The organism is Pseudomonas sp. NPDC090208 (assembly GCF_044746785.1).
Lineage (GTDB): Bacteria > Pseudomonadota > Gammaproteobacteria > Pseudomonadales > Pseudomonadaceae > Aquipseudomonas.
On the sequence record NZ_JBIVCU010000013.1, the window covers coordinates 162,578 to 173,516 of the forward strand.

A 10,939-nucleotide genomic window follows, 5' to 3' on the forward strand; every position below is an offset into this window, starting at 1 on the left:
AAAAAAGCCCTGTCAACGACAGGGCCTTTTGCTGCTACTGCAAGATTATGCCGCGACTTCAGTCTTTGGCACGATGCTTACATAGCGACGACCGAAGGCGCCTTTGACTTCAAACTTGATCACGCCTTCGACTTTAGCGAACAGGGTGTGATCCTTGCCCATGCCAACGCCGTAGCCAGCGTGGAATTGGGTGCCGCGCTGACGCACGATGATGTTGCCCGGAACGATGACCTGGCCGCCATACATCTTCACGCCAAGTCGTTTGGCTTCTGAGTCGCGACCGTTACGGGTACTACCACCAGCTTTTTTGTGTGCCATGAGTTCAATACTCCTATATGGGTATCAGGCTGAAAGAATCAGGCCTGGATACCGGTGATTTTGATCTCGGTGAACCACTGGCGGTGGCCCATACGCTTCATGTGGTGCTTACGACGGCGGAACTTGATGATGCGGACTTTATCGTGACGACCCTGGGAGATCACTTCAGCCACAACGGTAGCGCCGGCTACAACTGGAGCGCCGATGTTGACGTCGTCACCGTTGGCAACCAGCAGAACGCGGTCGAAGGTAACGGTTTCGCCAGTAGCGACTTCCAGTTTTTCAATTTTCAGGTATTCACCTGGGGCGACTTTGTACTGCTTGCCACCAGTAACGATTACTGCGTACGACATGGGTATATCTCCGAAAATCCTGCTCACCCAGCTCTTTATAGGAAGAGTATCGGCTGGCATGGCTGCATGCGGCTGGAAAGGCTCATCATGCAATTGCGTAAGGCAGGTGCTGCCCAGGAAAGTTAGGGTGCGCGATTGTACGCAAGCCACGAGCGCCTTGCAAGCGGCGTTACGTCACGCCTTGACAGGGTGGGGCCTGCCACCTAGCATGCCGCGCAACCCTTATGGAGCACGTCTCGCTGATGCAACCCCAAGCCTTCTACCGCGCTGTGGCGGACGACTTTACAGCCGTCGACCACATTATCAAGAAGCAGCTGACATCGCGCGTGCCGCTGGTCTCGAAAATCGGCGACTACATCACCTCCGCCGGCGGCAAACGCCTGCGTCCGTTGCTGGTTCTGCTGTGCGGCAAGGCACTGGGCCGCGGCGGTGACGACCTGCGCCTGCTGGCTGCCACCATCGAATTCCTCCACACCGCCACCCTGCTGCACGACGACGTGGTCGACATGTCCGGCATGCGTCGTGGCCGCTCTACCGCCAACGCCATGTGGGGCAACGCGCCGAGCGTTCTGGTTGGCGATTTCCTGTACTCGCGCTCGTTCGAGATGATGGTTGAACTGGGCTCGATGCCAGTGATGAAGATTCTCTCGAAAGCCACTCGCGTCATCGCCGAGGGCGAAGTGCTGCAGCTGTCGAAAGTGCGCGACGCCAGCACCACCGAAGAAACCTACATGGAAGTGATCCGCGGCAAGACCGCCATGCTCTTCGAAGCCTCGACCCACAGCGCCGCTGCGCTGGCCGAAGCCGACGAAAAGCAGAGCGAAGCGCTGCGCACCTTTGGCGATCACCTGGGTGTGGCCTTCCAGTTGGTGGACGACCTGCTCGACTACCGTGGCGACGCGGAAACCCTGGGCAAGAACGTCGGTGACGACCTTGCAGAAGGCAAGCCGACCCTGCCGTTGATCTACACCATGCGTGAAGGTACGCCGGAACAGGCCGCGCTGGTGCGCCAGGCCATTCAGAAAGGCGGCCTGGAAGATCTCGAAAGCATCCGCAATGCCGTGGAAGCCTCCGGCGCGCTGGACTACACCGCCCGTCTGGCCCGTGACTACGCAGCTCGCGCCATCGCCTGCCTCGACGTACTGCCGGCCAGCGAATACCGCGATGCGCTGATCGAGCTGAGCGAATTTGCGGTCGCCCGCACGCACTGATCGACGCCCAGCTCCACAAGAAGCCCGTCCACTGTGACGGGCTTTTTTGTGCCATACCCAAATCTGCAGACGCGCCACAAAGCCTGTGGGAGGGAGCTCTGCTCGCAAAAGCGGTGTGTCAGCCATAACAGCATTGACTGACCCGACGCCTTCGCCAGCAAGCCGGCTCCCACGGCCTTCGGCCAGAATCAAAAGCTGGCAGTACCACAACTCCCAGTCCGGCTTTCGCTTTGGCCTTCGCTTTGGCTTTGGCTTTGGATTTGGATTTGGCTTTGGCGTTTGATCTTGGGGCCCCGTCCCAGAAGGCCGAACGCAGGCGATGCGCAGTGGGCCGAGCGGCATGGATGCCGCGAGAGCCGCGTTGGGCCATGGATGGCCCATTCGCGGCGTGCCCACGGAGCATTGCCGGAGTGCGGGTATGCCGAGCATTAGCGAGGCACCGTATGGCGGGGTAAAGAGCCCTTGGTTACTTGGGGCTTTTCCAAGTAACTCGCCGCCAGGCGAAACAGGGCTGCGTTAGCAGACCAGCAATACATCAGACAAACCGCGTGTACAGGTTTTACGACGACTTCGTCGCCGCTCGCAGGACAAGCCAGCTCCTACAAGGTCCGCGTAACGTGCCATCAGGCGAAACAAGGCTGCGTTAGCAGACTCAGCAATCCATCAGACACACCGCATGCACAGGTTTTACGACGAGTGCCTCGCCGATCGCGCGCAAGCGCGCTCCTACAAAGACCACCGGCCATCAATGCGAATTAATCTCAAATAGATCCTTGCTATTCTACAGATAAGAATTATTCTCATTGAAACCTTTTCAAGGAGAACGGACATGACCTATCTGATCGACGCCTGGCTGGATCGGCCACACCCCTATCTGCGCATCCTGCACCGCGAAACCGGCGAGGTGTGTGCCGTGCTGGAAGAAGATGCACTGGACGAACTGCGTGATCAGGGCGACCTGGACGTCAACAGTCTCAGTTCATGCGAGCCGGGGATTCAGAAGGAGATGGTGCGCAGTCTGTTTCTGTTCTGCTATGCACGGGCGTTGCGCCCCGCATGTGAACTGCATTGAGCAGCTGCAAGTGGCGAGTAACAAGCTGCAAGCGGTTCGTCGCTGACTGACCGATCAGAGGCAGTCAGCAACGCAGGGCTTTGACTTGAAGCTCACCACTTGAAGCTTGAAGCTGCCTTACAGGACGTCGAGCAGCTCGACGTCGAATACCAGCACGCTGTGCGGCGGGATGCTGCCCACGCCTTGAGCGCCATAGGCCAGCTCGGCAGGAACGTGCAGGCGCCATTTGCTGCCGGCTTTCATCAGTTGCAGGGCTTCGGTCCAGCCAGCGATCACGCCGCCTACCGGGAATTCAGCCGGCTCGCCACGATCGTAGGAGCTGTCGAACACGGTGCCGTCGATCAGCATGCCGTGGTAGTGAGTACGCACGTTGCTTTCGCGGGTCGGCTGAGCGCCTTCGCCGCTGGTGATGACTTCGTACTGCAGACCCGATTCCAGCGTGGTCACACCTTCACGCTTGGCGTTTTCAGCCAGGTAGGCCTTGCCAGCACCGGCAGCCGCTTCAGCTTTTGCAGCCGCTTCGGCCTGCATGATGTCGCGGATGACTTTGAAGCTGGCCGCCATTTCTTCCTGGCTGACACGGCTTGGCTGGCCACCGAACGCGTCGGTCAGACCGGCCAGAATGGCGTCCAGGCTGACGCCCGGAGGCGGGTTGTCGCGCAGTTGGTCGCCCAGCTGACGGCCAATACCGTAGCTGACGCGGGTTTCGTCGGTGGACAGATTGACTTCGGACATGATCCTGCTCCGCTGAAGAGCGCCCGCGGGCGCCCTGAACTAAAAGGCCGAGCAGCCTAGCACATCTGACCAATCCCCCCTAGGCACGCGGTGAGGCGTTACCAGGCCGAGCGGATCGACATCGGCACGCGAACTACCTGTTCATCGGTGTCCTGCATGCCGCACATTTCATCGTGAACCACGGCGTGTACCAGATTCAGCGGCATCTTCGATACCGAATGCAGCACATCGCGGGCGTGTTCGACCGAACGCAGGTGCATGGTCTTGCCCTGCGCGTCATTCAGCGGGTGAGCCGCACCCTGCATGCGTGCTTCCAGCAGATAGATGCCGCCTTCCATGGAGATGAGGTTGAGCTCGTCAATGCGGCCGGCATTGGCGTGGGCGGTGAGTTCCTGCAGATTCATGGAGTGTTCCTCTTGATCGCGGACTTTGGCAGGCAAGAACAAGTCTTGCCCACTCTGGCCGGAGCACAAGGAAATGGGGCTGCCGCTGGTCTGGTTTGATGGCGGTCGATTTGTCTTTGTAGGAGTGAGCTTGCTCGCGATCGCGTCGTATCAGTCGACATCGAGGTGTCTGACTTGACGCGATCGCGAGCAAGCTCACTCCTACAGGTGCCTACCGGACATCAATGCTTGGTCAGCTTGTCCAGATAACCCATGGCGAACGCCGAGACCACGAAGGTCATGTGGATGATCACGTACCACTTCAGATACTCGGGATCCGTGTTCTTGGCATCCATGAACACCCGCAGCAGGTGGATCGAAGAGATCGCGACGATCGACGCAGCGACTTTCATCTTCAGCGAAGACGAGTCCATCTTGCCCAGCCAGCTGAGCTTTTCCTTGCTGTCGTCGATGTCCAGTTGCGAGACAAAGTTCTCGTAGCCGGACATCATCACCATCACCAGCAAACCGCCCACCAGCGCCATGTCGATCAACGACAGCAGCACCAGAATCAGTTCGGATTCAACCAGCGAAAACACATTCGGCAAGACGTGAATGATTTCCTGAAAGAACTTCAGCGCCAGTGCCAACAGCCCCAGGGACAAACCGAAATAGATCGGCGCCAGTAACCAGCGCGAGGCGTACATGGCATTTTCGATAAAGCGTTCCATTGAAACTCACAGTTGATTGAAAGCCCGCGAGTATAGGGCCAACACCTGACAGCACAAGTCATCATGACAAGACTTGAAACAATTACACATCGACAGTGATGCTCGACGAACTCCGCATTACATCCCTGCGTTGCAGGACCACCCATGCGGTGCCCGTCGATGCTTGTCAGTGCGCTCAGTTGACCGGTGTCGTTCGCTGACCGTGAGAGGCACCACCGTTGATGCGGCGCAGCTCACCTTGCAGATGCAGACTCCAGATCGGCATTTCCTCGGCCGTCTGATAGCCGTGCAGGGCAAGGCTTTCAGCAATGGCATCGAGTACCGATTCGGCAGCGACAGGGCCGTGAAAGGGCCCTTGGGCCTTGAGGGCGGAAGGTTGTTCCCCGGACATTCCGGCGGCGAACAGTAAAGTCCACATGCCGTTATCACCGGACAGCGGGCGGATCACACATTCGATTCGGGTCACCAGACCCAGGCATTGGCGAGTAAGACAGAGGCTGCGCGGCATGGCGAAGCTCCTCCAGAGGCTACAGTGTTCATCCCCTCAAACCACGAAGGAACGCGTCAGTCCTTTTGACAACTGTGACAATTCAGACAATAGAGAACAAATAGCCGGTTGGAAAAGAGTAAAAATAAAAAAGGCGCCGAATGGTCATTTTGCCATCAGGCGCCTCGGTTAGTTGGCGTCAAACCCTCAACTTTTCAGTTCGGGTTGTAATTGTGGCGCCTCTTTTTCGAGCTCTTTCAGATCCTCTTCGCTGAGCATTTCCGCAATGTCGCGCAGGCGATCGACCACCCGGCCATTCACCGAATTTTCCGGGAACTGCCCTTCTTCATCGGCCTCGCCGACCGGCTCACCGACCAGCAGGCTCAGCGCCTCATCGACCTGACGCACCGCATACACATGGAACTGCCCGGCACGCACCGCCTGCAGCACACGCTCGTCGAGCATCAGCGTGGCGACGTTGGCCTGCGGGATGATCGCACCCTGATCGCCGGTCAGACCGCGCGCTTCGCAGAGGCGGAAGAAGCCTTCGATCTTCTCGTTGACTCCACCCACAGCCTGCACTTCGCCGAACTGGTTGATCGAACCGGTGATGGCGAAACACTGCTTGAGCGGCGTTTTCGACAGCGCCGAAATCAGCGTGCAGACCTCGCCCAGCGACGCACTGTCGCCGTCCACGTAACCGTAGGACTGTTCCAGCGCGATGCTCGCCGAGATCGCCAGCGGGAACTCCTGCGCGTAGCGGCTACCCAGATAGCCGGTGAGGATCATCACCCCCTTGGAGTGAATCGGCTGACCGAGGTTGACCTCGCGCTCGATGTCGACGATGCCGCTGCCGCCCGGGTACACCGTGGCGGAAATCCGCGCCGGCACACCGAAGGCCGAATCACCGACTTCCAGCACGGTCAGGCCGTTGCACTTGCCGACCGCAGCGCCGGCGGTGTCGATCAGGATGATGCCGGCCAGCATGTCGTCGAGAATCCGTGCCGAGACGCGCCCGGTACGGGTGGCCTTGGCCTTGAGTGCGCGTTCGATGTGACCGGCGTCGGTGCGTTCGTCGTTGGCCAGGCTGCGAATGAAATCCGCCTCGCTGACCAGTTGAAACAGATCGCCGATACGCGCCGACAGACGCCCCTGGTGCTCGGCCAGCCGCGCGCTGTAGGTCGCCAGACGCGCCACCGCGTCTGCCGTCAGCGGCGCCATGCCTTCCTCCGATGTACGTGTCTTGAGCAACTGGGCGAACTGCTCCAGGCTCTCGTCGACCATCGGAATGTCTTCGTCGAAATCGACCAGCACCCGGAACATCTCCTGGAAGTCCGGATCGAGGTCCTGCAGCGTGTAATACAGCGAACGCGCGCCAATGATGATGACCTTGACCTGCAGCGGGATCAGTTGCGGGGTCAGGGTCACGGTGGCAATACGCCCCAGTTCACCCAGCGGCGATTCCATTTTCAGCTTGCGCGATTGCAGGGCACGCTTGAGCGCATCCCACACGAACGGCTCACTGAGCATCTTCTCGGCTTCCAGAATCAGGAAGCCGCCATTGGCGCGGTGGAAAGCCCCCGGGCGCAACTGGCGATAGGTGGTGTACAGCGCGCCCTGATCGGTGCTGTATTCGATACGCCCGAACAGGTTGTCGTAGGTCGGGTGCGGCTCGAACACCACCGGCGCACCGCCACTGGCAGAGTGCCCTACCACCAGGCTCGGGCAGTACTGCTCTTCCAGCAGCTTGCGCGCCTGGGCGTCGGTCTTGGCGTCGTCGACCAGTTGCTCGACCACGGTTTTCAGCAGGTTGACCTGCATGGCTTGCAGATAGGCACAGACCGCCGCGTTCTCGGCGTACTGCTCGGACAGCGGCGACAGTAACGGCTGCAGGGCCAGAATGATGGTTTCTTCGTTCAACTGGCGCAGTTGATTGTTGGACTCGCGCTTCCACTGCGGCAGGCTGGCGAGTTCTTCATTCAAGCGCTCTTCCAGGGTCGAAATATCTTCGTGGAAACGCTCGCGGTCGGCGTCCGGCAGTTGCGAAAACTCGGCCTCGTCCAGCGCCTTGCCGTCGAGCATCGGAGTGAATGCGATGTTGCTGCTGTCGCGGTACAACGCCACGTCCTTTTCCAGCGCCAGACGCTCGATCACGTCCAGGGCACGGTCATAGCGCTGGTTGAACGCGCGGTCGATGGCGCTTTTCTTTTGCTGGTAAGACGGGTGCTCGAACACTGCAGGAAAAGTCGACAGCAAGTTGTCGATCAGTCCGTTGATGTCGGCAATGAAAGAACTGGCGCTGCCCGGAGGCAATTCCACCGCCTTGGGCTCGCGCGGCTCGTCGAAGTTGTTGACGTAGACCCAGTCGGACGGGGTCTGCATGCGCTTGCCTTCGGCCTTGAGGTAGCGTTTGACGAACGAGAAGCGACCGGTGCCAGGCTCGCCCATGACGAAGACGTTGTAACCGGGGCGCGGCATCGCGACCCCGAACTGTAGTGCCTCGACCGCTCGTTCCTGACCGAGCACGCCGCGAAAGGGTTCCAGATCGTTGGTTGTCGTGAAGCTGAACTGTTCAGCGGAAAAGGGACGGGTCAGCGCCTCGGGCGCAAGTCGCAAGCTGGCAGCAACAGAATCGGGCATCGGACATCCTTACATCAGGCGGGGCAGATGGAGGCATTCTGGCGCTCGCCGCACCGGACTGGCAAGGCAAGATCCACAGGAATGATTTTTTGCCTGGCGAACCTTCCTACACGCCTTGAAGGCCGTGGACTGCATACAACTAAGTGCAATAAACCACGGAACATTCAGAACCTGCCTAAACTCCAAGCTGCGCGGTCGGTGACAAATCGAAAAGCCGGCCCTCCCTGGCGCCCGTACAGGCCAGGATTCAGACCCTTGGTTGAAACAACAGAGACTAAAGCTATGAAACGGATTCTTCTTGGTACTCTCTTCGCCGCTGTGTCCATAAACGCCATGGCTCAAGCACCTGGCGGTCCCGACTGCGGCTGGGGCAACATGTTGTTCGAAGGGCAGCGCGGCACGCCCGCCCACTTCCTCGCATCCACCACCAACGGCACCTCCGGCAACGCCACCTTCGGCATGACCTCCGGCACCAACGGCTGCTCCACCAACAGCGCACTGACCTACGGCGGCAAGTCCTGGTTCGCCATGAACGGCATGATGGACGAGCTTTCCAAAGACATGGCCATGGGCCAGGGCGAAGCACTGACCACCTACGCGGTGGTGCTGGGCGTCAAACCTGAAGATCGCGAGCACTTCGCCGCTGTCACCCACCAGCACTATCAGCAGATCTTCACCAAGGCCGATGCCACGGCGGAAGATGTCCACAACAACACCCTCAACGTCCTGAAGAACGATCCGACCCTGGCCAAATACGCAACACAGGCCTGATATCGTTGCACCCTGCCCTTCTCCGAAGGGCAGGCATTCACCGCTTCCAACCACTTCTGACTAGTTGCCACTCTATGCTCAAACGCCTTGCCTGGCTGGCGCTCTGTGTCTGCGCCCCGTTGTATGCCGCCGCACCGCATGTTGACGATGAACGTTTGCAGCAATTGGCACTTTCCAGGTTCTGGATAGCCATCGGACATTACGAAGCCGGCAAGCTCGGCGGCTGGCGCAGCTATGTCGACGACCCGAAATTCTTCCTCGCAAAAGATGGCGCCCATGACCCCAAGGCAGAGCTCGCAGCCACCCTTGCGGCGTTGTATCGCCCGGTCATCGCCGGCCAGGAAAACGCCCATCCGCAATGCGTCTACCCGTCCCGTACGCGGTTTCTGCGTGACGAACTGCATCTGACCGATCTGCCAGCGGTGGATTGCCAGGAATTCAACAAGTGGTTTGCCGATGTGGCCCCGGACAGCACGGTGATGATCTTCCCGGCGGCCTACCTCAACAGCCCGTCGTCGATGTTCGGCCATACCCTGCTGCGCATCGACCAGGCGAATGTGAAGGCCGACCAGACCGCGCTACTCAGTTACGCGATCAACTTCGGCGCCTATATCGAAGGCTCGGACAACAGCATTCTGTACGCCTGGAAAGGCCTGATGGGCGGCTATCCCGGGCTGTTCGCGCTGGTGCCGTATCAGGAAAAGCTCTCCGAATACCGCAGCCTGGAAAACCGCGACTTGTGGGAATACCGCCTGAACCTGACCCCGGAAGAAACCCGGCGCATGGTCGAGCACGTGTGGGAGCTCAAGCAGATTCGCTTCGGCTATTTCTTCTTCGACGAGAACTGCTCCTACCGCCTGCTGGAGTTGCTGCAGGTGGCACGGCCGAGCCTGGACCTGACCCCGCAATTCCGCCTGACGGCGATTCCCACCGACACCGTGCGGGCGGTCAAGGACGCCGGTCTGGTCGAGAGCATCAACTATCGGCCGTCGAAGGAGCGCGAGCTGTTGAGCCGCGCCGAGCCGTTGAGTCACGACGAACAACAGTGGGTGCTGAAAGTCAGCGCCGACCAGCAGCAAATGCAGACCGCTGATTACCTGGCCCAGCCGAAAGACCGCAGGGCGCTGATCCAGGACGCCGCCTACCGGCTGGAGCGCTATCGCGCCAATGGGCAGGAGCGCGATCCGGGTCAGGCGCAGCGCAGTTATGAACTGTTGCGGGCGATCAGTACCAACCCGCCACCCGCGCTGGACATCGAACGCCCCGGCCTGCCGGAAGACGGTCATGAGTCGCGCACCTGGCAACTGGGCGTCGGCACGCGGGACGACAAGGCCTTCGCCGAATACGGTCTGCGCATGGCCTATCACGACCTCAACGACAACGCCTACGGTTTCCCCTTGGGCGCGCAGATCGAAATCCTGCAACTCAAGCTGCGCCAGTACGAAGACAGCCACTGGCAGGTGCAGCGCCTCGATCTGGCGACCATCCGCTCACTGACACCACGCAACGAGTTACTGCAACCGTGGTCGTGGCAGGTGGCGGGCGGGCTTGAGCGGGTGCTGGGCAAGCATGGCGACGAGAGTCTTGTCAGCCACGTCAACGGCGGTGCCGGCGGCACCTGGAAGCTGGGCGACGACATGCTCGGCTTCGCTCTGGGCACTGTGCGGGTCGAACACAACAATGACTTCGATGCGCTGGTGTCACCGGCCGGCGGTTTCAATACCGGTGTGCTGTGGCGCAATCCGCTGGGCAATTTCAGCATGGAGGCCAAGGGCGATTACTTCATCAACGGTGAAGTGCGCCGCAGCCTGAGCCTCAACCAGCAATGGGAACTGTCGCGCAACCTCGGCCTGCGGCTGAGCGCACAGCGGCAGTTCAGCCAGCTGACCTCGCCGGTCAACGAGGTGATGCTGGAGATGAAGTGGTATCACTATTGAACGGTGGCCAGGCTCAATGTCTTGTGGGAGGGAGCCCTGCTCGCGAATGCGTCGGGTCTGGCAGTGCGAGGGTGGCTGACCCGGCGCTATCGCGAGCAAGCTCACTCCTACATGGCCGGTGTCGGACCGAAATGTAGGTGACACCGCGATACCTGTGGGAGGGAGCCCTGCTCGCGAATGCGCTGGGTCTGGCAGTGCGAGGGTGTCTGACCCGGCGCTATCGCGAGCAAGCTCACTCCTACATGGCCGGTGTCGGACCGAAATGTAGGTGACACCGCGATACCTGTGGGAGGGAGCCCTG

General features: G+C 60.0%; 11 protein-coding genes. 4 read left to right on the forward strand and 7 right to left on the reverse strand.

Annotated features, from left to right (window positions below):
- Positions 1 to 45: 45 nt before the first annotated feature.
- Positions 46 to 318 (reverse strand): 50S ribosomal protein L27, encoded by a 273-nt coding sequence (gene rpmA / locus ACIPL0_RS21420; RefSeq protein ID WP_108237858.1) that lies wholly within the window; start codon positions 316 to 318, stop codon positions 46 to 48.
- A gap of 38 nt (positions 319 to 356) precedes the next feature.
- On the reverse strand, positions 357 to 671 hold the full coding sequence (gene rplU, locus ACIPL0_RS21425; protein ID WP_093464734.1) for a 50S ribosomal protein L21: 315 nt from the start codon (positions 669 to 671) through the stop codon (positions 357 to 359).
- 242 nt (positions 672 to 913) lie between these two features.
- Between rplU and ACIPL0_RS21430 the strand changes: the two genes are divergently transcribed.
- Complete coding sequence (locus tag ACIPL0_RS21430; protein WP_400596466.1) at positions 914 to 1,882, forward strand: polyprenyl synthetase family protein; 969 nt, start codon at positions 914 to 916, stop codon at positions 1,880 to 1,882.
- Positions 1,883 to 2,711: 829 nt separating this feature from the next.
- Complete coding sequence (locus ACIPL0_RS21435; protein WP_166598370.1) at positions 2,712 to 2,954, forward strand: hypothetical protein; 243 nt, start codon at positions 2,712 to 2,714, stop codon at positions 2,952 to 2,954.
- 117 nt (positions 2,955 to 3,071) lie between these two features.
- Here the strand turns inward: ACIPL0_RS21435 and ACIPL0_RS21440 are convergent, their stop codons facing one another.
- The 5 genes from ACIPL0_RS21440 to ACIPL0_RS21460 all read right to left on the reverse strand — a co-directional run bounded on the left by ACIPL0_RS21440 (position 3,072) and on the right by ACIPL0_RS21460 (position 7,930).
- Entirely contained in the window at positions 3,072 to 3,689 is a 618-nt protein-coding gene (locus ACIPL0_RS21440; RefSeq protein ID WP_400596469.1) for an FKBP-type peptidyl-prolyl cis-trans isomerase, read from the reverse strand.
- A gap of 98 nt (positions 3,690 to 3,787) precedes the next feature.
- Positions 3,788 to 4,093: a DUF6482 family protein gene (locus ACIPL0_RS21445; RefSeq protein ID WP_400596471.1), complete on the reverse strand. Its 306-nt coding sequence runs from the start codon at positions 4,091 to 4,093 to the stop codon at positions 3,788 to 3,790.
- A gap of 221 nt (positions 4,094 to 4,314) precedes the next feature.
- Positions 4,315 to 4,803: a TIGR00645 family protein gene (locus ACIPL0_RS21450; protein WP_400596473.1), complete on the reverse strand. Its 489-nt coding sequence runs from the start codon at positions 4,801 to 4,803 to the stop codon at positions 4,315 to 4,317.
- Positions 4,804 to 4,978: 175 nt separating this feature from the next.
- Positions 4,979 to 5,311 (reverse strand): hypothetical protein, encoded by a 333-nt coding sequence (locus ACIPL0_RS21455; RefSeq protein WP_400596475.1) that lies wholly within the window; start codon positions 5,309 to 5,311, stop codon positions 4,979 to 4,981.
- Positions 5,312 to 5,497: 186 nt separating this feature from the next.
- Entirely contained in the window at positions 5,498 to 7,930 is a 2,433-nt protein-coding gene (locus ACIPL0_RS21460) for a Lon protease family protein (protein ID WP_400596477.1), read from the reverse strand.
- Between the two features lie 282 nt (positions 7,931 to 8,212).
- Here ACIPL0_RS21460 and ACIPL0_RS21465 point away from each other — a divergent pair, with 282 nt between their 5' ends.
- Positions 8,213 to 8,701 carry a DUF3015 domain-containing protein gene (locus tag ACIPL0_RS21465; protein ID WP_400596479.1) on the forward strand — a complete coding sequence of 163 codons (489 nt, stop codon included), beginning with the start codon at positions 8,213 to 8,215 and terminating at the stop codon, positions 8,699 to 8,701.
- A gap of 74 nt (positions 8,702 to 8,775) precedes the next feature.
- Entirely contained in the window at positions 8,776 to 10,638 is a 1,863-nt protein-coding gene (locus ACIPL0_RS21470) for a DUF4105 domain-containing protein (RefSeq protein WP_400596481.1), read from the forward strand.
- The last annotated feature ends 301 nt before the right edge of the window (positions 10,639 to 10,939 follow it).

Coding starts and splice junctions, on each gene's coding strand:
- ACIPL0_RS21445 (WP_400596471.1), bottom strand. CDS start 4,093: ATGAATCTGCAGGAACTCACCGCCCACGCCAATGCCGGCCGCATTGAC.
- ACIPL0_RS21450 (WP_400596473.1), bottom strand. CDS start 4,803: ATGGAACGCTTTATCGAAAATGCCATGTACGCCTCGCGCTGGTTACTG.
- ACIPL0_RS21460 (WP_400596477.1), bottom strand. CDS start 7,930: ATGCCCGATTCTGTTGCTGCCAGCTTGCGACTTGCGCCCGAGGCGCTG.
- ACIPL0_RS21470 (WP_400596481.1), top strand. CDS start 8,776: ATGCTCAAACGCCTTGCCTGGCTGGCGCTCTGTGTCTGCGCCCCGTTG.
- rpmA (WP_108237858.1), bottom strand. CDS start 318: ATGGCACACAAAAAAGCTGGTGGTAGTACCCGTAACGGTCGCGACTCA.
- rplU (WP_093464734.1), bottom strand. CDS start 671: ATGTCGTACGCAGTAATCGTTACTGGTGGCAAGCAGTACAAAGTCGCC.
- ACIPL0_RS21465 (WP_400596479.1), top strand. CDS start 8,213: ATGAAACGGATTCTTCTTGGTACTCTCTTCGCCGCTGTGTCCATAAAC.
- ACIPL0_RS21435 (WP_166598370.1), top strand. CDS start 2,712: ATGACCTATCTGATCGACGCCTGGCTGGATCGGCCACACCCCTATCTG.
- ACIPL0_RS21440 (WP_400596469.1), bottom strand. CDS start 3,689: ATGTCCGAAGTCAATCTGTCCACCGACGAAACCCGCGTCAGCTACGGT.
- ACIPL0_RS21430 (WP_400596466.1), top strand. CDS start 914: ATGCAACCCCAAGCCTTCTACCGCGCTGTGGCGGACGACTTTACAGCC.
- ACIPL0_RS21455 (WP_400596475.1), bottom strand. CDS start 5,311: ATGCCGCGCAGCCTCTGTCTTACTCGCCAATGCCTGGGTCTGGTGACC.